Source organism: Mesorhizobium sp. M2A.F.Ca.ET.067.02.1.1 (assembly GCF_004023285.1).
Lineage (GTDB): Bacteria > Pseudomonadota > Alphaproteobacteria > Rhizobiales > Rhizobiaceae > Mesorhizobium.
This window is the reverse complement of sequence record NZ_RZSB01000005.1, coordinates 28,835-50,968: the sequence shown is the minus strand read 5'-3', so window position 1 is coordinate 50,968 and position 22,134 is coordinate 28,835. Positions and strand designations below refer to the sequence as shown.

Genomic DNA, 22,134 nt, shown 5'->3' with positions numbered 1-22,134 from the left:
GCGACCTGACCGTCGGCGAGCTCGTCGCATTCAATATGCTGGCCGGGCGCGTGAGCATGCCGGTGCTGCGGCTCGCGCAGATCTGGCAGGATTTCCATCAGGCCCGCCTGTCGATCGATCGCCTTGGCGATATCCTCAACACCATTCCCGAGCCAAGCTTCAATCCTGGCCGCGCCGCATTGCCGGCAATCCGCGGGCAGGTGACATTCGAGCATGCGACTTTCCGCTACCGGGTCGACGGCCCCGAGGTGCTGCACGATGTCTCGTTCAGCGTCGAGCCCGGTCAGGTTATCGGCATCGTGGGCTCCTCGGGGTCAGGCAAGAGCACCGTCGCCAAGCTGATACAGCGGCTCTATGTGCCGGAGAGCGGACGCGTGCTGGTCGATGGCGTCGATCTGGCGATGGTCGACCTAACCTGGCTTCGACGCCAGATAGGTGTCGTCTTGCAAGAGAACGTGCTCTTCAACCGATCCATTCGCGAGAACATCGCGCTCGCTGATCCGGCTATGCCGATGGACCGCGTCATTGCAGCGGCATCGCTGGCCGGCGCTCACGACTTCATCCTCGAGCTGCCGGAGGGATATGACACCATCGTGGGCGAACGCGGCAGCAGTCTTTCCGGCGGGCAGCGCCAGCGTGTCGCAATCGCTCGGGCACTCATTGCCGATCCGCGCATCCTTATCCTCGATGAGGCGACCAGCGCCCTGGACTACGAAAGCGAGCGCGCCATTCAGCAGAACATGAAACGAATCTCTGCAGGCCGAACCGTCTTCGTCATCGCTCATCGGCTCTCGACCGTGCGCCACGCGAACCGGATCATCACGATAGAGCATGGCCGTATCGTCGAGGATGGTACCCATGATGACCTGATCCGCTCGAACGGGCGTTACGCAAACCTCCACTATCTGCAGGCTGGCATCCATGAAGTCCGCTAGCCGAAACATCGTCCCATTTCCGAGAGCCCAAGTTCGCCGCCACGAGCACGAAGTAGCGTTCCTGCCGGCAGCGCTCGAAATCACCGAAACGCCACCGTCGCCGATCGGTCGCGCGATCGCGGCGAGTATCGTCGCAGTCTTCTGCGTCACGCTGATTTGGGCGTCGTTAGGCAGCATCGATATCGTCGCAACGGCGACGGGCAAGATCGTGCCAGACGGGCGCACCAAGCTGATTCAGCCGTTCGAGACGGGCATTGTCCGCGCCATCAATATACGCGATGGACAGAACGTGAAAGCCGGTGACGTGCTGATCGAGCTCGACCCGACCATGACGGAAGCCGACCAGCAGCGCCAGAGAAGTGATCTCCTTTCGGCCGAACTCGACGTCGCCCGGCTGCGCGCCGCGCTCGCCGAGGATCCACTTGCGGCCTTCCGGCCGCCGCAGGGCGCGAGCGCAGTGGACATCGAGATGCATCGTCAGTTTCTGATCAGTCAGGTCGCCGAACAGAACGCCAAGCTCGCGGAGATCGAGCGCCAGCAGAATCAGAGAGAAGCGGAACGATCAACGACCTTGGCGAGCGTCGCGAAGCTCCAGGCGACGACACCGGTGCTGCAGGAGCGAGTCGATATTCGCAAAAAGCTCGTCGACAACGCGCTTGCTTCGAAGGTCGACTATCTCTCCGAGTATCAGGAGTTGGTCGGCCTTCAGCAGGATCTCAACCTGCAGCAGAGCCGGCTGCGCGAAGCCGATGCAGCCATCGCGGTGCTAAGGGAAACGAGAGAAAAGACCGTCGCGGAGTATCGGCGCGCGACCTATGACGCACTCGCGAAAGCCGACCAAAGGGTTGAGAGTGCCGAGCAGGAGGAGACCAAGGCAGAGCAGCGCACGAAGTTCCAACGATTGACCGCGCCGGTCGACGGCGTCGTACAACAACTCGCCGTTCACACGATAGGAGGCGTGGTCACGCCTGCTCAGCCGCTGGCCGTGGTGGTTCCGAGCGAGAGCCATCTCGAAATCGAGGCCATGCTCTCCAACCGAGATATCGGATTCGTCCACCCGGGACAGAAGACGGAAATCAAGGTCGACACATTCAACTTCACCCGCTACGGGCTTCTTCATGGAGAAGTGCTCAGCGTGTCACCGGACGCCATACCTCGCGAGAGGCAGAGCGGTTCGAACGACCGCGCATCGGGCGCAGAGCAGAGCGACAGTGAGCCGAGGGGTCAGGAACTGGAATATGCCGCGCGCGTTTCGCTTGACCGTGCGTACATGCAGGTGGACGACAAGCTCGTCAAGCTCAGTCCGGGCATGGCGGTGACGATCGAGATCAAGACTGGCGCGCGCAGTATCATTGGCTACTTTCTCTCGCCGCTGGCGAAATACAAACACGAAGCGCTGCGAGACCGTTAAGAAAGCGCACGAGACATCCTTGCGGCCGTCGCAGGGGTGCTTCAATAGGATGGGGGCAGACCGGGGCATTCGGACTACCCCAATTCATGAAGAGAGCTTAGGCTACACAGCGTGCTAGGATCGTTCCGTGCGCAATTGCGGATGGAAACGTGACGCTCAACCTAGTCGGTCAAGCCAAGTCGAACATATTCGCCTTCGAAACCAGCGCTCTCGTCAAGGCCACTGGCTTCCGGGAATGCGACACGTGTTGGTGGTTGGGGCATCCAGGCTCCGAGAAAGAGCCCGAGTTCAATTTGATGGTGGTACAGGCGCTCGGCATGGGGCTCGGCTTCGATGACGACGGCGACCGCGATTGCGACGTCGATGGAGGCCGCGAGATTTTCGCAGACAAGTTTGGCGTCATGCTGGCGCGGAACATCTCCGCGCTGGATCCGAAATCTACGTTCGTCATGGACGTGACGCCGACGGGGCTGTTCATGACGGACCCGGCTCTCGCGCAAAATAATTCCATGAGCGACTACTGGAGGACCGGGCACTCCTGCATCAAAAGGCGTGCTGCCGAGCTCCATGCCATGGCCCTGCGCCGCAATCCAGAAGTCGGCGCCTACAGCCAAACATTCTGAGAGGAACTGGACCATGCCGGGCCGGATCGTGTGTTTTGTCATGAGCGGGGGCGTTGGTTCACGGCTATGGCCGCTCTCGCGCGAAGACAATCCCAAGCAATTCCACGACATTTCCGGCGACGGATCCATGCTTGCGAAGACCGTTCGGCGTCTCAAGGCCCGGTCCGAAGGTGAGACCCCAATCTACCTGATAGCGTCCGAGCGGCATGCCGATCGCGTCATCTCCGACATCAGTCCACTCGGATAGGACGGCGGCAGACCGATTTTCGAGCCAGTTGGCCGCAACACCGCCGCGGCAGTCGCCATAGCAACCCTGCAGACGATCTTCGAGCATGGCTCCGACGCGCTTGTGCTCGTGGTCCCCTCCGATCATGAGATATCAACCGAGGCGCAATTCTGGGAAACCGTCGAGATGGGCCGGCCTGTGGCCGAGTCAGGACGCCTTGTCAATTCGGCATCAAGCCGACACATCCGGAAACCGGGTACGGCTACATCGAGGTTGCGGCAAATGCTGACGGCGTGGCCGCCGTTGCGCGCTTTGTCGAGAAGCCCGATGCCGAGACAGCTCGCCAATATGCGTCTTCGGGGAGGTTCTATTGGAACGCCGGCCTGTTCCTGTTTCGAGCGGACACGATGCGGCAGGCATTTCTTGAGTTCCGGCCAGATATCTGGGACAGCGCCGAACGGGCCTATAAGACCGCACGGACCGACGTTTCAGGCATCTACCTACCACAGAGCTTCTACTCAGCTGTCCCGTCGAGTTCGATCGACTACGCCGTCATGGAGCGTGCCCACGACATCGCGATGGTTACGGCCTCCTTCCGCTGGAATGATCTTGGATCGTGGCAATCGCTGCTCGAAGCCAGCCCTGTCGACAGCGACGGCAACGTTGTGAGGGGAGATGTCGTCGCGATGGACTGCAGCAGGTCCTACCTTCGAAGCCAGGGCAGGCTGCTGACCGTCGTCGGAATGAAGGATGTGGCGGTGGTGGCAACACCGGACGCGGTATTTGTTGCCCCCGTCAGCCACAGCCAGAACGTCAAGAAGGTTGTCGAGCAGTTGGAGAAGAGCGGACGACTCGAAACCAAGTTCACGGCGTCGGAAGACCGGGTCATCGTCAGTGGGTCATGGCGCAAGCGCGTCGAGCACTGGCTTTTCGACGAAACACTGCCGGTATGGTCCACTGCAGGGGTCGACGATGTGTATGGCGGATTTCATGAGTCGCTCGGTTTTGATGCGAGGCCGCTACGCAAGCCCAAACGCATGCGGACAATGGCACGTCAGATCTACGCTTTCGCGGTGGCCAAGGAACGCGGTTGGCCTGGGCCCGCCGACAAACTTCTCAACCACGGGATCGACTTCATCGCGAAATGCGGTCGTACCGACCGTGGCGGCTGGGTACGCACCCTAAAATGCGACGGCGGCGTGGCTGATCCGGCGGAGGATGCCTACGACCAAGCCTGTGTGCTGCTGGCGCTTGCCCATGCTCATCGATGCGGCCACCAGGATGCCCTACGGCTTGCACAAGAGACATTTCATTTCATCGACACGCATCTCGAGGACGCCAGCCTGAACGGCTTCCTCGAGAGCCCCGTCTGGAGCGGGGTGCGGCTCTCGAACCCTCACATGCACATGCTGGAATCCTTCCTTGCCTGGCATGGCGTCACGGGCGACCGCGCATACCTGCGTCGCGCGGCACGCGTCATCGATCTCTTTCGATGCCATTTCTTCGACCAGGAGAGCTGGACACTTGGAGAACGCTTCGACGTCGATTGGCTGCCGTTGCCGGGAGACGAGGGACAGTGGACCGAACCAGGCCACCATTTCGAATGGGCCTCCCTCCTCGTCGATTTCGCGCGGGCGAGCGGCCAGAAGGACTTAGTTGCGTTTGCGAGAAAGCTCTATTCGTCGGCGGTTGCCAGCGGTTTGAACCGGGCCACGGGTCTGGCCTATGCAGCCGTCTCGCGCCACGGACTGCCCCTCGACCGTCTTTCGCGAAGCTGGCCGCAGTGCGAGGCGATCAAGGCGGCAGTTGCGCTTGATGGTATTGGCGGGCCTGACTTGAAACCCGAGATCGAAGCGCGCGTTGCCCGGCTCTTCAGATGGCATATCGATCCCGCACCACTTGGCTTATGGATCGACAGGATTGATGAGCGCGGAAGGTCAGTAGCGACGGAGGTCCCCGCGAGCATCTTCTACCATCTGGTCACAGCTTTGATGCAGTACCTGGACAAGACCGGGGGACAGGTCGAGGCTTTCCCGCTGCCAGTTTCGGAAACCGGTAAGTCCTCTCTTAGGCAGGTCTACGCCTGACTTGACGGTCCCTCGTCAGGCGGAATGCAGTGCAAGCTCGCTGGGCTGCCGAAGGGCTTCACGCTGCTCGGGCTGAAAAGGTCGTTTGGCGCCTATCTTCGTCGAAGTCGAGCCTTCGACCAGCGGCTCATGTATGTATTAGACAGATTGGCAGGCGTAGGCTTCTGCCTCCAGCGCTCAAGCTTTTCGTGCCGGGTCGCCCCTGCTGAGATCCTTCGGGCGCTCATTTTCCGGCGTCACCCCGACGCCATGCGTTGTAAACATTAGCAAATGCTGATACATGGCTGACGGAGCCGGCTGGCTCACAACGGCAGGCTCAAGGCCCGGCAGTCATACCCGCACACCCAAACGGCAAGATTGTCGGGCCGCTTACGGACAAGTCATCCAACGCTTGCGCTGCTCCGGCGTCATAGCGCGGTTTGTAAGCTGAAGATTCCGATCGTCACAGCCGGTCGGTCTGACATTCGCTGCAAAGGATGATCTTGAGCAAGTCCCATGAAGGCATGGCTGGTCTGGCCCGAACCGGCGCACTGGCTCGCCTGCGCGTTGGGTCAGACAGGAATGACGCTCCGATGCTGCAGCGAATTTCATCGCCGACCATTGGTACCCTCCTCTCCGCCCCTATCGAACTCGCCGGCGACTGGGGCCGCATGATCCCTCGTTCCGCCGATTAGATCCTTGAGCGCATGCGCCATGCATGTCTTGACGGTGTCCGCCTCGTCTCCGATCGTCAACCGACAAAGCTCCGCGTCGAGGAGCATACCGCCGGTCCGCCCTCCATATGGCTGCATCCTGATGGGAACAGCATGGCATGGATCATCGTCGACATCGGCGAGCGGGACTGGTCGAAGCTTGCCTACCAGTTCGGCCATGAACTCAGCCATGTGACATCCAACAACTGGCAGGCGGACGCCAAGCCGGCACCTCCTTGCCAGTGGCTCAAGGAGGCGATGGTGGAGGCCTTCTCGCCGCGTGGTCTGGGACTTTTTGCAAAAAGCTGGAAGACGGACCTGCCCTTTGCCGGCGACAACGCTTTCGGCGACGCCATTGCCGGATATCGCGAGGATATCATCATACGCTATAGCAGGCTCGCCGACAGCCAGGGGCTCGCCCGCGATTCTGCAGCATGGTTCTCCGACAACCGCAGCGCCGTTCGCCCAAGCCAGTCCCTGACCATTCTTGCCCAGTACCATCAGGCTCCGGACAGTGTCGAGGCGCTTGGCGCATTCAACTGCTGGCCAGAGCGCACAGCTGTTCCAGCCAGCCAATATCTCCAACGCTGGAAAGCGAGCTGTGCCGAGTTGCGCGCCTCGACGCAACGGCGGTCAGCTGACTGGCCGCGGCGGCGACATCATCATCATCGACGATCCCCTGAAGGCGGAGGATGCACATTCCGAAACGACGCGCAACAAGTGCGCTGAATGGGTCTGAACGACTTTGATGTCGCGCTTCGACAACCCGGCCACCGGCGCCGTTATCCATGTCATGCAGCGTCTCCATGTCGACGATCTGGCGGGTGTCCTTTTGGAGGCGGGCGGCTGGGATCACCTCAATCTCTCCGCAATTGCCGACGAGGACGCCCGAATTCCAATGAGCGCAAGTCGCTGGCAGGAGCGCAAGATCGGTGACCTGCTCCATCCCGCTCGGCTCGGAATGCCTGAGCTTGACAGGCTTAAGCGCGATCTCGGGTCGTTCACCTTTTCCGCCCAATACCAGCAGTCCCCTGCCCCGGCGGATGGCAACCTCGTCAAACGCGCTTGGTTTCGCTACTACGACCTGGCTCAGTTCGATCGTCGTTCAATGACGATCGTGCAGAGCTGGGATACCGCTCTGAAGGGCGACCGAGTTGCGACTATTCGGTCGGCTCGACCTGGGCGAAAGACGATACCAAGTACTACCTCCTTGACCTCGTCCGTATTCGAGCGTCTTACCCCGACCTCGTCAAGGTCGTCCGCCAATCCATCGATGAGCACAACCCGGACATCGTCCTGATCGAAGATGCAGGCTCAGGTTCGAGCCTGATCGCGGATCTGGATAGCCAAGCCATCGCCACCACCCCGGTAAAAGCTCGGATCGACAAAGAGTCCCGTTTGATCCGCGCAGCAGCGATGATTGAAAATGGCAGCGTCTACCTGCCGAAAGACGCGCACTGGAAGGACGACTTTATCCTTGAGGTGCTTGCCTTTCCGAACGGCAGGCACGACGACCAGGTCGACTCCATGTCCCAGGCCTTGATCTGGATGAAACGACAAGCCGACGGGTGGGTTCTACATCGGGAAGTGCTAGCCGGCCCGTCGAGCGATCGATGTCTGCAAAGGGGCCGAAAGCGGATGGTCAGCTTATGGCGTCGCCCGTCGAATGCAGACAAAAGTGGCCCTTTTTGTAATGAAAAGCCCACCACCGGAGCACAGTGGTGGGCCTGACATGGCACTAGGAATGGAGAGCCGATCTGAGGGACGTTGGATCGGCCGCCCGACACCGAACTACGAGATGCGCCTCGTGTTCCAGCCTAATCGCCCTCAGGCTGCTACGGCGCTGTCGATTTCCTTCTTGACACGTTGTTCTGGTTTGAATACCGGGCGACCCCTAGTACATGGCCATCGCCCTTCTGGTGAGCACTGCTTGGCGCCTGGCGGGCGGCTGTGCGCTGTGGCGGAGGCAGTTCGGACGACACACCTCGACTAATGGCCGACTAGGCCCCGGTACGTGGCGGCACCCGATCAAGAAGAGTAATGTCCTCCGAGCCTGCAGCGGGCATTTCGCCATTCGGAGTCAACTTGTTGATCGCCTCAGGCAAATCACGCGTTATCCTGGCGATCAGTTCATCCCGGGACAAGCCCGTCTGCATTGAAAGCGAAGTCAGCGTTTCATCGTCGATCGCCGTCTCGACCTCTTTCGGCTCGATGGGTTGGTTCGGGCCGGGGCTGACCCAGGAATCCACCTTAGACCCGGCTCCCGCATTCCTGAATCGCTCGACGATATCGCCAAGCGCTGTACCGGAAACGCCTTTGGATAGTTGGTCCAGTATGCCGCCCTGCGGATTGTTCGGATCGCGACTCCCGCGCAGCAATTCGCCGATTTTGTCGCGATTTTGGTAGGCGAGCACGCCTAATATGGCCACAGCCAATCTGCCCAGATTTGCCATTGATCATCCTCCCAGCAATCACAGGGAAGCAGTTGTGGGCGGAAAGGTTCCGTAGCGGACGAAAAGTAGCCGGCAGCGTGTTGGAGCAAGATCGGCGGCATATCAGCTTCATTGGCTACGCAGCCAATTGCCTATGATTGAGCCGCTGCCCCGGATATATCGTTCTACACAATCCTCAATTGGTGGACTCCCGCGATATATCGGCAGCTAGTGTGTTCCGCCGTCAGGCCAGAAGGAGGGCAATGCCTGCGGAATCCGGGAGGAAACGATGACTGCAAAAAAAGAAGACTACCGCACGAACAGAGCTGACTATCTGCTTGCCGCGAAGAAAGGTCGAGCGACCGCTGATGATGATCGCAATGAGTCACTGGCAAGGGAGATGTGCCAAAAGGACTGGCGCTTAGCCGCGTTGGCCGCAAATCCCTGTAACAGCCTGCCGGAACCGAGGAAGCCAAGCCGCCCGCTTCTGTAAGAGCGGAAAGTCGCCTATTTGGGTAAGGCGTCCAGCCCTTCCGCCGCTCCGGCGTCAGAGCATTTTTGTGAACTGCAAGTTCCGATCATCGCGGCCAGCGGCGCGGCATTCGCTGCAATAGATGATCTTGAGCAGTTCCCAATGAAGGCAGGGCTGGCCCGGCCCGAACCGCCTGGCCAATGAGGCGACGTCAGTACCGCCCCATGGAACAATTTCTGGGCGCTCGGCATTGTTTGTCGAATTCAACGGAGGCCAGCCAATGTCCATCATTGAAAGCATCACCGGCATCTTCTCATCGAAGGAAGAGCCGAAAAAGGGGCGTGCAAGAAAGGCCGCTGCGCCGAAGAATGCAGCTCCGAAGAAAGCCGCTGTTAAAGCGTCCGCTGCCAAGAAAGCCGGTGCCGCACCGGCGATGTCAGCCCACTCGAAAGACTCTGCCTCAAAGGGTAAGTCAGGGCAGCGCAAGGCGGCCGCCAAAAAGAAGGCAGTCCACTGACGAAAGAACCCCGCGAAAGCGGGGTTTCTTTTACAGAACCGCCACCGGTTAACTCCCCAGGATCTCGGCCCGGCGCCTGCTTTCAGGCAATTCACCCTACGAAGGCGCCGGCCGTTCTTAGCGGAGACGGCCAGAGGTCGGAAACGGCAGCTGCGTAGATAGCTCTAAGGCAGGACGTTGCGGATTATTTCATGAGCGAAAAAGCCCGTTGCCAATGCCAAGGAGACGGGACAAGCCACCGAGCTCCAACAAGGGAGGGACCACGTGTCCAAAAGCTTTTTCGTCGAAGAGATGGCCGGCGATTTGCCGACCACAAGCGGCGAGATTACTGCGGAGACGCCTGAAGAGGCCGTCGCCCGCGTGATCAGCGACGCTGTTGTAACGGAAAATTGGGAAGCCGGCGCCGACGAGAAATGGGTCAGAGTGACAGACAACGAGCGCGGTATAATCTATCGATTTCAAATCCCGCCTAAGACGGCTGACTAGCCGGCCTGTTCCTACAATCTGGGTTGCAGAGAGGCCGGGCTACTGGGGAACTTATCGCATCCCTGCAATCTCTTCAGGTATCCGTAAGCCGGAGGCCTCCCGACACAAAGTCGTTCGCGCCGCTTCTTTGGAGGCGCAGCGTCCGTCTCCTCCCCGAATGCAAGGACTTCGCTCCTGCCGTTGAACCTCCACGTCCCACGAACGTTGAGCGCGACTAAGACCTATCGCCAGGGAGTGCAAATGACCAAACCGATCGAGAGCTGGAACGATACGTACAAACCAGTTGAGCTTGCCCAGAAATACGGTCTAACAATCGGGCAGGCTAAGATCGTCATCAGCTCCAACGGCCCTTCGAGACATGGCTGCGAAGTGGGAGCGGAGGCTTTCCGGAATGCCTTGAAGATGCGGACCGGGCGGAAACCTTCACGTCATCGTTCCGCCGGTCCAAATCCCCAGGCAGGTTGACCCAAACTCCATCAATCTGTGCGGCCGCCTTGTTGGTGGATGCTTCAAGCACGGCCTGATACGCCGGTATCTTCCTCGATTTCGTTGCTGTTGATGCGGAGCGACCTTGCATCGGCGAACCGGTTTTGCACCATCTCGGCGACAGAGATGACGTCATGATGCGCTTGCTCGGGCATATACTGGCAATCCATGATGCAGGAAATCGGTGCCGCGCGTTCATTAAAACAGAATGGCCGAAAGAACGGCCAAGCCGATTGACACAGGCACCGCTACCAGCAAACTCACTTCAACAATCAGGGTTTCTTTGTCGCTAAACAATGCACTTTTACTGGGGTTTAGGTTCCGAGCTACGAAGAGCCCGCTGGAGCTTGGTCAGCGGGCAGGTGGCCCGCTCGCGAACTCAACGTCTCGCGAAGAGAGCTTCTTCATCATCCCGCTGACGGCCTCCAAGGGCGGCTGCCGCACTTGCGATGAACGCTCCAATCACCAGCGCCAATGCGCCAATCAATGCTGATGTTGCGCTCGCCTTGCGTGCCTCGTCGGCGGCGGCCTTGGCTTTGTTTTTCGCGTCCTCGATGTTCCCCAAGACCGCATCAACACGCTTCGTGGCGTCAGCCTGTGACAGCCCCGTCCGCGCGGCTACCAGGCGCGCGAGGTAGGCTTTGTCGTCGGCGGAGACTTGGCCACTCACCGCGCTCACAGTGAGTATACGTGTTGCTTGCCCTACCGCGGCACCATTATCCTCGCCATTGGGGTTTGCTACTGTGCCTGCATCCGTGGGGCGGAAAAGAGAGTCCACAAAATAACCAAGTGCGTTGCCGGCCTGAGGGCTTGAGTTCGCCGCGGCTGCGGTGGCCCCTGTGGCGGCACCAAATGCGACATTGGAGGCTGCTTGGACCCCTGCGCCGAGAACCGAGGAAGAGCAGAACTCAGGACGCCCGCGACAAGGGGCACACCAGCGGCGGGCTAACGGCGAATGAACATGTTGCGCTGCCCCGAGTCCGATTGGGCTTCGCTGGTTCGCGAAGCTAAGGTGCTATTGGGCGACCTGGATCCCAAGTCAGTGGAAGAGAAACCGGCCGGCGACTAGATCCGCGTCACCTTGTCGAGATGCAGTCGCAGCCTTTGGCCTTCAGCATAGTTCAGAGCATATTGCTCGCTCACAAAGGTGCGGGCGCTTTCTTTCCCGTCCTCCTGGACGAGGACGTGCCATTCCCCACAAACCTCGGTTATCGAGACGGAATTCACGGTGCAATGCTCTGCGCTATAGGGATTGAGCAACGGTCTCGTCTCAATCAGTAATTCGCGCGACCGCTCGATCGCTTCCTTCGAGCTTGCGATGAGTACGACGTCGAGCGCTGTTTGGTTTGGGCAAGTGGAGACTGGATCGGCCAACGAATTGCTCCCGGTCTGGGTTCAGACAAGAGCGCGGTCGGTGTGTCTCTCAGCCGCCGATGTCCACAAGGTCGTTACCGGCGATAGGTCACTTATGCGCCCGTGCCGCATCGCCACCAACCACATTTGATATGGCAGTAGTCGCACGTTCCATCACAAGAGCCCGTTCGCCTGGGGAGGGTCGAACGGGCTCCGGGGTCTGGGCCCCCGGCTGCGCTGGGACCTCGGCACGAGCTGCGCAGCGAAACACAACAAGGCGGCTGGCGGATTGTTCCATTAGCTGGCGCTTGCTAACTATCTGCCGCTCCGGCATTGTAATGGCATGGCCAAGGGCAGCATAAAGGTCGGCGACGAGGTCGCCATAACGGCAACCGTGCGCAAGCGCGTGACAGAGGACAGGATCAGCGTTTTGATCCCGTCGTACCATCAACCACATTCGATCGTGGACACCACGCCTCACATCAGCAGCGGGCAGCAGATCGAGATTGTGGGAGAGGTCACACGCGTCGACGAGGACACGGTGACGGTCGGCGGCAAGGATCTCGGGATAACGGTCAAGACGAACACTGTGCGGCTGGTGACGAGCCACGTTCCACCTATGAGGAAGGCACCCTCCGCTAACTAGGCAACTTAGTCGCCTGTGGAGCGCCGTTCGCCTAGGTCGGCTCGCGCGCTCGCACCTCTGAGCCGGAACAAGGCCTGGCGATCATCGTTGGAGCGGTGACCGAAACGGGGCGCTATGCATGAAACCTACCAAGTCGAGGAGATGGCCGGCGAGACGCCGGTTTCCCGTAACACAGTCACCGCCAAGTCGCCGTGGGAGGCTGCGACCCTCAGTAACAAGAAAGAGGTCCAGGCGCGCAGAGAAGAACGGCTATGGGTTCGCGTTACCGAAGAAAGCGGCCGCGCGGTATACAAATACGCGTTCAAATAGCTGCCCTCGCCGGACCGGCGGAACGAGCAAAGGACAGGTGCGTTCCTCTTCATGGTTCTCGCCGACGAGATCGAAATGGTGAAAGGCCATGTGAGGCTGGGTGAGCAGCATCTGCTTCGTCAACACGAACTCATTGCCCAACTGGAGCGGGACAACCTGCCGACACGTCTAGCCATCGAATTGCTCCACCAATTAGAGGACATGCAAGCTCTGCACCGCCTGCATTTATCGCGGCTGCTGCGCATGGCTGTGGATAGTAAGCCCTCGTTCACCATATCAGGGCATCCAAATTAAAGGCGCAAACAGCGCGCCTAATCTGGACCTGCGTCAATTGAGACGCGCCCCACCCAAACGGCGGCCCGACGCTTTCAATCCGGGACCCCAACCAAAGTATGCGTCGGCCGCCAGATTTTTAGGCCTGGGATTTCGCGGGGGCGAGATCATGCAATGGCTGGAGCGAATGAAGGCGGCCATGTCCGCCAGAGAATTTCTGGTAGTGCCGCCCCGGGAAGCCCGCTACGAAAGCGCAGCCTATCGGGCTCAGATGGCGGCTGCTCTATCGGCCGCGATGCCCGACTCTACGTTTACCGTGACGCTTGAGCATCCGCAGCAGCAGGACGAGGAAGATACCTTTGTCGAGCCGAACGGCGTAGTGCTCAATCTGGAGCCGTTTCTACAGCGCGTTGCCGAAGCCCTGGCACCCTTCGTTGCCGACAAGACGCTCAACTAGACTAGCTGGCACCCCAGACACACGATGCCCGGCCTGCGGGGAGTCGGGGGGACTTCGGGCGGACAGGCCGGGCCCTTACCCCGATGAAGTGCGGGGCAGACTCGCATTATGCGCCAGCGTTGATCCCTCGACATTAACAATTTTAGGTATCGCTCACGAAAAGCCCGTCGCAGCTAATAAGCGTGAGCGACGGGCTTTCTGAATTCGTGGCTAACACCCCCGAGGGACCGACCACTGCCTGTAGAACTCGGTGTGATCGCATGTTGTTCCATTTTGCTACGCCATGCGCCCTCGGCGTGCTCCATCGCCTCAAAGATCAGCTCGGCAACGCTATCGACTTCTTCGTTAAATTTCCCTGGGTGAAATGCCTCCGCGTTCGGCCCCCTTCATCAATCAAGCCAGATCGCTCAATGCCACCGGATCATCCGAAATCGGTAGGTGTTCAGCCATCCATCGATATATGAATCGAGCCCCTCGCGTGCTCATCCGGCTATAAGCGAAATAAGCCTATCAGGTTCCGCTTTAGCGATGAGCCCGCATCGAGGGGAACGATGCGGGCTCTATGTCGGGTGATGCAAGCCCGACCGCGACGCCAGCACAGCCTAACCAAAAGATGCGTCGCCGTTATCCGAACCGCCGCCTGGCTGGAATGTTCCAGCAACAAAAAGCCCGCTGGCTGGGAGCTAGCGGGCTGTGCAATCTCCGTGGGTGGGCTGTCAGTCGGACAAGGACCGGCGGCCCCGATGGTCCAGCAACAATGGCTGTGAGCTTCGCCTTGCAACGAGCACAGGCGATCGCTGCGAAACAAAGCGATGGAGCGAGCGTTGTTCTGCTGTTCAACAAGGCTAGCGGCATGCCCACTTTTCATTTTTCCACGTCGACAACGGCGAATTCAACCCCGATGATGAAGGCGTCGATCTTCCCGATCTGGATGCCGCGCGCCTGGAAGCAGTGCGCGCGGCCGGCGAGATGATCAACGACAGCAAGCAGTCTTTTTGGGAGCATATGACCCCCTGGATCATGAACGTAACGGATGACCAAAATCGGCTTCTGTTCACTCTCCAGTTCGCTGCAAAGGTGCCATCTGGACAGGCCCTTTACATTCCGCGAGAGGGCGAAGCAAAAAACCCGCTGGCCGAAGCCAGCGGGTGAGAGGTGGTTGGTCTCGGACCCACCAGGACCGAGCGACCAATCATGTGCACGGGCCGCGCCTACAAATTTTTAGGGAAGGGCTTGCTTCAGGCGCAGCTCGTCGATCTCCCGCTTCAGGTCCTGGATGACGTCACGACGCGCGCCGAAGTCCTGACAGTTCGTCAATGCGGCAATTTGAAGTCCGCCGGTCGCCCGATTCCGCCGCATCCACTCGTTGTGCATCACGCCGGTCGGAAAGTAGCGCCTTCCGCCCCGTCTGCCGGGTTTCCGTGGCGTGCCACGTTCCGTGCCGGACCTGGAACCAATCGCGCGCGCCCAAGTTAGGAAGAGCTTATCGGGGACTTCGCTATGCTCCTTGCCTTGGACGATGCGATCTCGTCGGCTGTTTTGGCCGGCCGAGGGGCAGATGTGGAAATCTTCGGCGTGGTCGACCTCACCAGCAAAATTGAAACGCGGATCAGCGCTTTAAGCGTGGGGCACGCCATCCAGTTCGTCGCCAACGCGTCGGTGCTCGGTTACGATGTTCGCGGTGCCATGGTCCATACGGGTTACCGGGCACGCCAAGCCTCAGGAAATGGGGCTGCGACCGCCTGTGGTCGCAATACGGTGGCGCCTTGCTCCAGCCTTGAATGCCGGACGCGGGCGCGCTGCAGTAAACTGGGATTGCCGATCCCACCGGCTAAACGCTAATCCTCGTACCTCCGTGCTGACGGCCGGCGCTCGTAGTCTACTGGGGCATTGCCAATATTCGAGCCTCTCCACGCCCGACCTCGCGTCCAAGCTTGAAAGCGGCATAGACTGCGCCGAGAGTTATCAGCAATCTGAGCATGATTGTTCTCCGTTCAGGGCAGAGGAGCCGGAGCAACTCCTGTTGGTTCCGGCAATCGTCCTCGAGTGGAACCCGCGCCCCTCGGCAAGGACGCGGGCCGGTGTCTCCACCAATCTGCGGTCGCTTGAGGGGACGATCGCAGACCTCTTTTCAACAAGCTGAATTACCGCTTGTTCCTTCATCAAAAGAAGAACCGCGACTGAAGCCCTCTCGTGAAGGTTCGAATTAGAGCGCCGGCTTCAGAGGGGTGAACAAGCTAGCGACCGGTGACGCCCTCGGCAGAGAGCGAAAACCAATCCCGCAGTCTTCGAGGTGTTTCGGTCCGGCTGCCGAGGAAGAGAACATACCTTTCCAAATCCAGAGCTTGGGTAGTTCCAGTCCGACGGACGCGCGTGCAATTCAAGAGACTCGTGGTGGCGTCGCGAGCGGCGTGCTTTCAGTGCCAGTGCGCTACATGCACACGCCGCCGGAAGTTCTTTGCCTCGACGACGTGCAAGCTACCGTCGATCTGGTTTGCGCCTACTGTCGACGATTGACGCCTGAGCTGGACTTCACGCCAGAATGAGGGGGTTCCCTTCCGGCATAGGCATGACCAGAAGGTCCCTTCACCTTTCAACAGTTCACTGGTCCCGATTGGCGCCGAGCTTGCTTCTGGAACAGATGACCGTTGACGGAGTTCGGTAGTGGGCAGCAGGCTCCAATCTGCCCAAGCGGCCCGCTGCTACTTCTCTTGGCTGAGGCATCACTAGCAGCGGCCACTCCGGCTAAACGCGACATGATTGATATGGGGAAGAAGGAAAAGCTTAGGGCCAAACATAGAGCTGAAAAGCCTTTAGAAAGCGCGCTCATCGCGGAAGCAGCCTACTACGCCCGCAGGTGCGGTATCACCATCCACGAAGCCGCTAAGATCATTCGACAAGCCACACACCGAACCAGATAGTTTCGCCGACCAGACGTCATGCTCAGACTAACCACCTCGAGTTACCGCCATCGTGCCACTGGCGACAACCATCCAGTTCACTTCGGCCTTCTTCATCTGCCCTCGAAGCTCCGGTTTCAGGCCCTTGTCGAGCATTGTGACAATCGAGCCTGGATCCTCGAGATGGCTGAGTCTCTTCGGTCGTTACGTCGAGCAACATGTTCTTGCGGCCGAGATCGTCTTCGCCCCGGCCTTGGGTGAAATAGCGCATGCAGCAAGCTCGCCAACCGCGCCGCCGAACTGCTCCATTTTTAACCTCCCGCCAGCAGCAACTTGACTGGATGCTGCACAAGCACGCTAGCGGAACAACAAGGGCCTGTGCTTGTTCGGCGGCGATGATCAATCCGGGCATCAATCGCTTTTGCGATGTCGCTGTTGTGGGGGGCGGTCCTGCCGGTCTTGCCGCGGCCGTCTATCTGTCTCGCTTCTTGCGATCCGTGCTGCTCTTCGACGCCGGCGACGGACGGGCGGAACTCATTCCCAAGACCCACAATTGCCCAGGCTTTCCCGATGGCGTTTCAGGCAAGGATCTGCTGGCCCGCTTGAGAGCGCAAGCGATGGCATACGGAACCGAAATAGTCGCGGCGGGCGTAAAGTCTCTGACAGCAAGACCCGGTGCTTTCGTTCTGGCAACGACTACCGGTCATGTTCATGCGTCCCGCGTTGTGCTCGCGACGGGCGTCGTCGATCGGGCCCCCGCTATGCATGGCCTGCGCAAGGCGATTGCGGCAGGGATTGTTCGGCTGTGTCCTGTTTGCGATGCCTATGAGGTTCAGGGACAGCGCATCGCGGTTGTTGGCCCCGAACGCTCGGCTCTTAAAGAGGCTCTGTACCTGCGGCACTACAGTCGGGACATTTGCATCATATGCAACTATCCCGAAGACGTTTCAGGGTCTACCCGTGCGAAGGCTGGCGCCGCCGGCATTGCGGTCCGGGACTTCGTGGACGATCTTGTTCCACGGAACTCCGGCCTCGATCTCGTCATGGCGGATGGATCGACGGAGCGGATCGACGTGCTTTATGCCGCCATGGGGTGCGACGTTCGATCGGAACTCGCCATGGAAGTTGGCGCGCACTGTGATGAGGACGGCTACATTCTCATTGGACCACACGCGCAAACCTCGATCGAGGGGGTCTACGCCGTCGGAGACGTGGCCAAAGCACTGAACCAGATAGCGGTGGGATTTGGTCAGGCGGCTTTGGCATCCACTCATATCCACAATGCCATGCTAGCGGAGCGAGCCGGCTCACGATGCGAGAAAGAGCCAGAAGCGCATCATCAGTCCCCAAATCCACGACCTGGCGGATGATAATAATCCACAGGTCAATTACCGGCTTTGATGCCTATCAGCCTTCGGTCACGCCCTCATCGCGGCCACCGACGTTTCACAACGCGGAAACCGTACCTGCCACCGTTGATGCCATGCACCTTGTTCAAATTCTGCTCCCATGCATGGACAACCAAGGGCAGCCTTTCGGGCAGGAAGAATTCGAGAGGGTAAAGGAAGAGCTGGCTGGCCGTTTCGACGGCGTTACCGCTTTCCTCCAGGCTCCTGCGGATGGGCTGTGGAGAATGGGGGCCGAGGGTGTTCGAAATACCCCTGGGATATAGCGATGACGCGGATCGCGACGTTCAACGTCAATGGCGTCAATGGCCGCTTGCCGGTGCTGCTGAAGTGGCTTGGCGAGACTGCCTATGACGTGGTCTGCCTCCAGGAACTGAAAACGTCGGACGACAAATTTCCGATCGAGGCAATTCGAGATGCCGGCTTCGGCGCGATCTGGCACGGCCAGAAATCCTACAATGGCGTGGCAATCCTCGCGCGTGGAACGGACCCGGTCGAGCGCCGCCGCGGCTTGCCGGGCGATCCCGATGATACGCATAGCCGCTATTTAGAGGCGGAGATCGACGACCTTGTCGTCGGCTGCATCTATCTCCCCAATGGCAATCCGGCGCCAGGCCCCAAGTTCGATTACAAGCTCCGCTGGTTCGAACGTCTCCTGACCTACATCAAATCCCTACTAGACGAGCACGCCGTTCTCTGTGGCGACTACAATGTCGTCCCCACCGAGATGGACGCTGTAGTGCCTGCGCGCTGGTTGGGCGATGCCGTCTTCTTCCTGGAAAGCCGGAGCGCCTACGCTCGCATGCTGGACCTGGGCTGGGTGGATGCGATTCGCCGGATCCACCCAGGCAAGGGCATATACACCTATTGGAACTTCTCCTGTCGCGGCGGCTACGATCGCAGCTCCGGCCTGCGCATGGATCACTTGCTTGTAAGCCCATCGCTTGCGCAGACGATCCAAGCTGCAGGTGTCGATGTCGAGACCCGTGGGTGGGAAAAGCCCAGCGATCACGCACGCCTGGATCGACGTCGACCGATGAAACCGCCGCGCTTGCCCCCCCTTCCGGCCTGGACCTTTGTGCTTGTTCAGCCCGCGCCGATAGATCACTGACCCGTCGTCCCGAGGTGCGTCGATTGACCGGTCAGACGCGCTCCCGATCGCCGGCACGATATTGTCGCGCTAGTCGAGCGTGCCGCGGGCGCGGCGTGATCGCCCTCAAGGCTCATCAAAGCAAAAATTCCACCAGAAGGTTCTTTCGCCCTGAGCCAAGAGCGGGTGACCATCCGCCATTCTATTTCCGCGAGGAACAATCACCGCGCCGCGATGTTAGGGAGCCTCAACCCTGGAGGCCCCCCATGTTCATGCACAACAAGCGACTGCAGTACACCGTCCGTGTCTCGGAACCCAATCCGCGTCTCGCCTGTATGATCATGGAACAGTTCGGAGGCGCCGATGGCGAGCTTGCCGCCGCCATGCGCTACTTCACCCAAGGGCTGGGCGAAGACGATGTCGGCCGCAAAGACATGTTGCTCGACATCGCAACCGAGGAATTGAGCCACCTGGAGGTCGTCGGCTCGATTGTCACCATGCTCAACAAAGGCCTGAAAGCACAGCTTGCCGAAGGGCAGATGAAGGAGGCAGAGCTCTACTTGATGGTTGGCGCCAGCGGCACGACGGCCAAGGAGTCCATCCTGTTCGGCGGCGCACCTGCGCTGTGCGACTCCGCTGGGGTGCCGTGGACTGCCGCCTATATCGATTCCCGCGGCGAGCCCACCGTCGACCTGCGGTCCAACATTGCGGCGGAGGCAAGGGCCAAGATCGTCTATGAGCGGCTGATCAACATCACCGATGATCCCGGCGTCAAGGACGCGCTAGGGTTCCTCATGACGCGCGAAATCGCGCATCAGAAATCGTTCGAGAAAGCGCTGTACGCGATCGAGAACAACTTCCCCACTGGCAAGCTCCCCGGCATCGAGAGATTTGCCAGCATGTACGTCAACACGTCGCAGGGCGAAGGGGACATAAACGGGCCGTGGAACTCGGGCGATGAATGGGACCGCGTGGACGACCTTGAGGAAGTCATGCCGGCGGACGATGGCGATGGGACGGCAACAGTCAAGCTGGCGGCCAAGGACATGAAGATCGTAGCCAAGATGGGCGAGCGCACGCTTTCTGACCCCTCCTCCGCTCCGACCACGGGCGCGGATCTAGGTGCCGGACCGGGGGCCGGACGAACCAAGAATGGCGACATGGGCGGCGCGGCGAGCATCAAAGAGGCGCCTGCGCGGGCAGAGGCCACCCCTCGCAAGAAAAGATGAAGTGGGCTGATTGGGCCCTGCCAATTTGACGAGGCCCGGTGCGTCCTTACGGGGTACACGAGATGCCAAAGGCGGGAGAGACAGCCCTCGCTGGCCGCAAGACACTGTCGTTGCGTGTCCGTATCGCGCAGAGTTCGGGAGCTCGTCAGAACAGCTCGATTGCGGGCCGTGTGATCATGAGCCAATAGATCGCGGCCACGCATGCGAATGCTGGAAACCCGAAAGCGAACCAAAGCCGAAAGAGCTGTTTGTAGCGCTCGGGCGGCGGGATGCCAGCGGATGCGGCTTGCGCAGCGAGATCCCGCATGCGCATCTGCATCCACACCACCGGTAACCAGAACAGCCCGGTGACGACGTAGAGCAGGATCGACAGCACGATCCAGCCCTCGCGGAGCGAGTAGCCAGACTGCCAGGCCAATGCGGCGCCGGTTATCGGTTGCGCGATGACGGCAGTGGCGGTGAACAGGAAATCGGCAATGACGACGATCCGGGCCACGGCGGCGATCGTGGCGGCGCTGCCGGTCCGGTGGGCGAGGAGCATGAAGAACGCAATGCCGGCACCGGTGCCGAGCAGCACGGCAGCGCCGATGAGGTGCAAATATTTCAGCGCAAAGTAGAGCATCAGCGTTCCTCCAGGATCGCCAGCGCGCAGAAGTGCAAGACGAGTATCGGCAGGATTTTCATCAGGGGGCCGAGGGGCTCGTTCCACAGGTCCGGGCGAAGAATTGTTCCAGCAATCGCATAGAAGGATGAAATCGAGATCGCCCCCCAGAGCCCTACCCGGCTGGCCGGACGCCATGCGATCATCGCGCCGACGACCATATCGGCCAACGCGCCTGCGACAACAGCCGGGCCGGCCAAGGGCTCGAAGGCGGTGTTGAGCAGAAGCTCCACTCCGCTGCGCCAACCGGTGGTGAGGGAGATGATACCGGTCGCGATCCAGAAGAACGGCAGAACCACGAAGATTGCCGGCTTCACGAAGTAGAGCCTGGCAAACCAGCGCTCTTGCACGGTGGGAGGGCTGGCGGCCAAGGCGGACGCGAGACTGGACGGCTGGAGCCCGGTTGCAAGCTTCCACGGCTCCAAAGCGCCGGTCGCACCGCGCGCGATTTCCTTGGCGGCGTTGGTGCGTATTGGAGGCCGCCAGCCGAGGAGGCCCGCCACGTCGCCGAGCCGGTAAAGCGTTGCGGCCATCCATCCGGGCAGGACAAACTCCTTCGCTCTGCCCCACCCAAACCATTGGCGGTACCGGGCGACGACTTCGCTCATCGTCAGTGCCTCGGGTCCTGCCAGTTCGAGCGTCAGGCGGAACGGGCCTTGCCTACCGAGCAGGATCGAAACAGTGGAGACCACATCGTCAAGTTGGACCACCTGCAGAAGCCCCGTGCCGGGCATTGCTGGAGCCAGCGGCAGGGCCGCGAGGCCTCGAAAAAGGGCGCTTGCGCCGAAGGCGGGCCGACCGAGCACCACCGAGGGCCGCAGGATCAACCAGTTGAGATCACGCTCCATCAACGCATGGTCCCCAGCCAGCTTGCTGGCCGAGAAAGCTGAAGGCTGTTCCCGGTCGACACCGACTGCAGAGAAATGGATAACCCTTCGCACGCCTGCGCGTTCGCAGGCAGCAAAGAGAGCCGAGGCGCCGGTAGCATGAACGTTGCGCGTATTCTCCCGAGCACTGTCCTGAAGCACGCCCGCGCAGTTCACGACAGCGTCGACCCCACGAAGGTGGGGGAGCCAGTCTTCCGCCTCCAATGCCCTCGCCATATCGATGACGACGCTCCGCCCCTGAAAAAGGCCATTTGGTGTGCGGCCACGGACAGCCCGGACGACTTCGTGCCCCTCCGCCGCAAGGCGCGCGCACAATGTCGAGCCAATCAGACCTGAAGCGCCAGTGATCAGAACGATCATCCTTGCTTGATCCATCGCGCTCTCTCCCGTCTCGACCACGTCGCATTCTCCCGGATCTCAGGCGGCGCGGCGATCGCCACTTCGCGAACCGCACTTTCTCAATCCTTCAACTTCGCCTTTCCAACCTGGGGCCTGTCCGTACGCAAAAGCAATCAGAACGTAGGGTTTCGTACGCTGAACCAGCGCACCCGAACTT

Annotated in this window: 24 protein-coding genes and 2 pseudogenes; 19 read left to right on the top strand and 7 right to left on the bottom strand. The window is 60.2% G+C overall.

Annotation, left to right across the window (positions count from 1 at the left end; all coding sequences use genetic code 11):
- The 6 genes and pseudogenes from EOA28_RS01725 to terL form a co-directional block, all read left to right on the top strand.
- Positions 1-935, top strand: a 935-nt coding sequence (locus EOA28_RS01725; protein WP_128314470.1) for an ATP-binding cassette domain-containing protein, incomplete at its 5' end; no start/stop codon positions are given.
- A complete protein-coding gene (locus tag EOA28_RS01720) occupies positions 922-2,346 on the top strand; it encodes an HlyD family type I secretion periplasmic adaptor subunit (protein WP_126079495.1) in 1,425 nt (474 codons plus the stop codon). The genes EOA28_RS01725 and EOA28_RS01720, both read left to right, overlap by 14 nt.
- Before the next feature lie 317 nt (positions 2,347-2,663).
- Positions 2,664-2,924, top strand: a pseudogene (locus EOA28_RS39905) (phosphomannomutase/phosphoglucomutase); the annotation flags it as partial.
- 58 nt (positions 2,925-2,982) lie between these two features.
- Positions 2,983-5,282: pseudogene (locus EOA28_RS01710) on the top strand (mannose-1-phosphate guanylyltransferase/mannose-6-phosphate isomerase).
- An 806-nt stretch (positions 5,283-6,088) separates the two neighbouring features.
- Positions 6,089-6,703, top strand: coding sequence for a hypothetical protein (locus EOA28_RS01705; RefSeq protein WP_189341888.1), 615 nt, complete (start codon positions 6,089-6,091; stop codon positions 6,701-6,703).
- Between the two features lie 336 nt (positions 6,704-7,039).
- A complete protein-coding gene (gene terL / locus EOA28_RS01700; RefSeq protein WP_189341887.1) occupies positions 7,040-7,705 on the top strand; it encodes a phage terminase large subunit in 666 nt (221 codons plus the stop codon).
- 269 nt (positions 7,706-7,974) lie between these two features.
- Here terL and EOA28_RS01695 read toward each other — a convergent pair whose 3' ends face one another.
- Positions 7,975-8,427, bottom strand: coding sequence for a YidB family protein (locus tag EOA28_RS01695; protein ID WP_126079498.1), 453 nt, complete (start codon positions 8,425-8,427; stop codon positions 7,975-7,977).
- Positions 8,428-8,695: 268 nt separating this feature from the next.
- Between EOA28_RS01695 and EOA28_RS01690 the strand changes: the two genes are divergently transcribed.
- From EOA28_RS01690 to EOA28_RS01680, 3 genes are all read left to right on the top strand, one after another.
- Positions 8,696-8,899: a hypothetical protein gene (locus tag EOA28_RS01690; RefSeq protein ID WP_126079499.1), complete on the top strand. Its 204-nt coding sequence runs from the start codon at positions 8,696-8,698 to the stop codon at positions 8,897-8,899.
- A 259-nt stretch (positions 8,900-9,158) separates the two neighbouring features.
- Positions 9,159-9,395: a hypothetical protein gene (locus tag EOA28_RS01685; protein WP_127249884.1), complete on the top strand. Its 237-nt coding sequence runs from the start codon at positions 9,159-9,161 to the stop codon at positions 9,393-9,395.
- Positions 9,396-9,659: 264 nt separating this feature from the next.
- Entirely contained in the window at positions 9,660-9,881 is a 222-nt protein-coding gene (locus EOA28_RS01680; protein ID WP_127249885.1) for a hypothetical protein, read from the top strand.
- A 509-nt stretch (positions 9,882-10,390) separates the two neighbouring features.
- Here the strand turns inward: EOA28_RS01680 and EOA28_RS01675 are convergent.
- The 3 genes from EOA28_RS01675 to EOA28_RS01665 all read right to left on the bottom strand — a co-directional run bounded on the left by EOA28_RS01675 (position 10,391) and on the right by EOA28_RS01665 (position 11,741).
- A complete protein-coding gene (locus EOA28_RS01675) occupies positions 10,391-10,522 on the bottom strand; it encodes a DUF768 domain-containing protein (RefSeq protein ID WP_127249886.1) in 132 nt (43 codons plus the stop codon).
- A gap of 224 nt (positions 10,523-10,746) precedes the next feature.
- A complete protein-coding gene (locus EOA28_RS41075; RefSeq protein WP_189341886.1) occupies positions 10,747-11,037 on the bottom strand; it encodes a hypothetical protein in 291 nt (96 codons plus the stop codon).
- A gap of 395 nt (positions 11,038-11,432) precedes the next feature.
- Complete coding sequence (locus EOA28_RS01665) at positions 11,433-11,741, bottom strand: hypothetical protein (protein ID WP_126079503.1); 309 nt, start codon at positions 11,739-11,741, stop codon at positions 11,433-11,435.
- A 322-nt stretch (positions 11,742-12,063) separates the two neighbouring features.
- Here EOA28_RS01665 and EOA28_RS01660 point away from each other — a divergent pair, with 322 nt between their 5' ends.
- From EOA28_RS01660 to EOA28_RS01630, 6 genes are all read left to right on the top strand, one after another.
- Positions 12,064-12,366, top strand: coding sequence for a hypothetical protein (locus EOA28_RS01660; protein WP_127249887.1), 303 nt, complete (start codon positions 12,064-12,066; stop codon positions 12,364-12,366).
- A gap of 114 nt (positions 12,367-12,480) precedes the next feature.
- The gene (locus tag EOA28_RS01655; protein ID WP_127249888.1) at positions 12,481-12,675 is read left to right on the top strand and encodes a hypothetical protein; all 195 of its coding nucleotides are present in this window, start codon (positions 12,481-12,483) and stop codon (positions 12,673-12,675) included.
- Positions 12,676-12,726: 51 nt separating this feature from the next.
- Complete coding sequence (locus EOA28_RS01650; RefSeq protein WP_126079506.1) at positions 12,727-12,969, top strand: hypothetical protein; 243 nt, start codon at positions 12,727-12,729, stop codon at positions 12,967-12,969.
- Between the two features lie 148 nt (positions 12,970-13,117).
- Positions 13,118-13,405, top strand: a complete 288-nt coding sequence (locus tag EOA28_RS01645) for a hypothetical protein (protein WP_126079507.1) — start codon at positions 13,118-13,120, stop codon at positions 13,403-13,405.
- Positions 13,406-14,162: 757 nt separating this feature from the next.
- Positions 14,163-14,378, top strand: coding sequence for a hypothetical protein (locus tag EOA28_RS01635; RefSeq protein WP_127386116.1), 216 nt, complete (start codon positions 14,163-14,165; stop codon positions 14,376-14,378).
- Complete coding sequence (locus tag EOA28_RS01630; RefSeq protein WP_127386115.1) at positions 14,375-14,557, top strand: hypothetical protein; 183 nt, start codon at positions 14,375-14,377, stop codon at positions 14,555-14,557. Before EOA28_RS01635 ends, EOA28_RS01630 begins: the two co-directional genes overlap by 4 nt.
- Before the next feature lie 69 nt (positions 14,558-14,626).
- On the opposite strand, the gene EOA28_RS38595 is transcribed toward EOA28_RS01630, so the two are convergent.
- Positions 14,627-14,779, bottom strand: a complete 153-nt coding sequence (locus tag EOA28_RS38595; RefSeq protein WP_189341885.1) for a hypothetical protein — start codon at positions 14,777-14,779, stop codon at positions 14,627-14,629.
- Positions 14,780-14,905: 126 nt separating this feature from the next.
- Between EOA28_RS38595 and EOA28_RS01625 the strand changes: the two genes are divergently transcribed.
- The 4 genes from EOA28_RS01625 to EOA28_RS01590 all read left to right on the top strand — a co-directional run bounded on the left by EOA28_RS01625 (position 14,906) and on the right by EOA28_RS01590 (position 20,030).
- Positions 14,906-15,247 carry a hypothetical protein gene (locus tag EOA28_RS01625; RefSeq protein WP_245463173.1) on the top strand — a complete coding sequence of 114 codons (342 nt, stop codon included), beginning with the start codon at positions 14,906-14,908 and terminating at the stop codon, positions 15,245-15,247.
- 1,327 nt (positions 15,248-16,574) lie between these two features.
- Positions 16,575-17,675: an NAD(P)/FAD-dependent oxidoreductase gene (locus EOA28_RS01605; protein WP_245501450.1), complete on the top strand. Its 1,101-nt coding sequence runs from the start codon at positions 16,575-16,577 to the stop codon at positions 17,673-17,675.
- Positions 17,676-17,979: 304 nt separating this feature from the next.
- Complete coding sequence (gene xth / locus EOA28_RS01595; RefSeq protein WP_127249891.1) at positions 17,980-18,822, top strand: exodeoxyribonuclease III; 843 nt, start codon at positions 17,980-17,982, stop codon at positions 18,820-18,822.
- Positions 18,823-19,067: 245 nt separating this feature from the next.
- The gene (locus EOA28_RS01590; RefSeq protein ID WP_126079512.1) at positions 19,068-20,030 is read left to right on the top strand and encodes a manganese catalase family protein; all 963 of its coding nucleotides are present in this window, start codon (positions 19,068-19,070) and stop codon (positions 20,028-20,030) included.
- Positions 20,031-20,175: 145 nt separating this feature from the next.
- Here the strand turns inward: EOA28_RS01590 and EOA28_RS01585 are convergent, their stop codons facing one another.
- Positions 20,176-20,652 (bottom strand): DUF2269 family protein, encoded by a 477-nt coding sequence (locus EOA28_RS01585; RefSeq protein ID WP_126079513.1) that lies wholly within the window; start codon positions 20,650-20,652, stop codon positions 20,176-20,178.
- Positions 20,652-21,938, bottom strand: coding sequence for an SDR family oxidoreductase (locus EOA28_RS01580; RefSeq protein WP_126079514.1), 1,287 nt, complete (start codon positions 21,936-21,938; stop codon positions 20,652-20,654). The genes EOA28_RS01585 and EOA28_RS01580 overlap by 1 nt, the downstream gene beginning before the upstream one ends.
- Between the last annotated feature and the right edge of the window lie 196 nt (positions 21,939-22,134).

Excerpts from the sequence above, each read along its gene's own strand:
- EOA28_RS01720 (WP_126079495.1), top strand. The coding sequence starts at position 922 with ATGAAGTCCGCTAGCCGAAACATCGTCCCATTTCCGAGAGCCCAAGTT.
- EOA28_RS01705 (WP_189341888.1), top strand. The coding sequence starts at position 6,089 with ATGGCATGGATCATCGTCGACATCGGCGAGCGGGACTGGTCGAAGCTT.
- EOA28_RS01695 (WP_126079498.1), bottom strand. The coding sequence starts at position 8,427 with ATGGCAAATCTGGGCAGATTGGCTGTGGCCATATTAGGCGTGCTCGCC.
- EOA28_RS01690 (WP_126079499.1), top strand. The coding sequence starts at position 8,696 with ATGACTGCAAAAAAAGAAGACTACCGCACGAACAGAGCTGACTATCTG.
- EOA28_RS01685 (WP_127249884.1), top strand. The coding sequence starts at position 9,159 with ATGTCCATCATTGAAAGCATCACCGGCATCTTCTCATCGAAGGAAGAG.
- EOA28_RS01675 (WP_127249886.1), bottom strand. The coding sequence starts at position 10,522 with ATGCCCGAGCAAGCGCATCATGACGTCATCTCTGTCGCCGAGATGGTG.
- EOA28_RS01660 (WP_127249887.1), top strand. The coding sequence starts at position 12,064 with ATGGCCAAGGGCAGCATAAAGGTCGGCGACGAGGTCGCCATAACGGCA.
- EOA28_RS01655 (WP_127249888.1), top strand. The coding sequence starts at position 12,481 with ATGCATGAAACCTACCAAGTCGAGGAGATGGCCGGCGAGACGCCGGTT.
- EOA28_RS01650 (WP_126079506.1), top strand. The coding sequence starts at position 12,727 with ATGGTTCTCGCCGACGAGATCGAAATGGTGAAAGGCCATGTGAGGCTG.
- EOA28_RS01645 (WP_126079507.1), top strand. The coding sequence starts at position 13,118 with ATGCAATGGCTGGAGCGAATGAAGGCGGCCATGTCCGCCAGAGAATTT.
- EOA28_RS01635 (WP_127386116.1), top strand. The coding sequence starts at position 14,163 with ATGGCTGTGAGCTTCGCCTTGCAACGAGCACAGGCGATCGCTGCGAAA.
- EOA28_RS01630 (WP_127386115.1), top strand. The coding sequence starts at position 14,375 with ATGATCAACGACAGCAAGCAGTCTTTTTGGGAGCATATGACCCCCTGG.
- EOA28_RS38595 (WP_189341885.1), bottom strand. The coding sequence starts at position 14,779 with ATGCACAACGAGTGGATGCGGCGGAATCGGGCGACCGGCGGACTTCAA.
- EOA28_RS01625 (WP_245463173.1), top strand. The coding sequence starts at position 14,906 with ATGCTCCTTGCCTTGGACGATGCGATCTCGTCGGCTGTTTTGGCCGGC.
- EOA28_RS01605 (WP_245501450.1), top strand. The coding sequence starts at position 16,575 with ATGCAGCAAGCTCGCCAACCGCGCCGCCGAACTGCTCCATTTTTAACC.
- xth (WP_127249891.1), top strand. The coding sequence starts at position 17,980 with ATGACGCGGATCGCGACGTTCAACGTCAATGGCGTCAATGGCCGCTTG.
- EOA28_RS01590 (WP_126079512.1), top strand. The coding sequence starts at position 19,068 with ATGTTCATGCACAACAAGCGACTGCAGTACACCGTCCGTGTCTCGGAA.
- EOA28_RS01585 (WP_126079513.1), bottom strand. The coding sequence starts at position 20,652 with ATGCTCTACTTTGCGCTGAAATATTTGCACCTCATCGGCGCTGCCGTG.
- EOA28_RS01580 (WP_126079514.1), bottom strand. The coding sequence starts at position 21,938 with ATGATCGTTCTGATCACTGGCGCTTCAGGTCTGATTGGCTCGACATTG.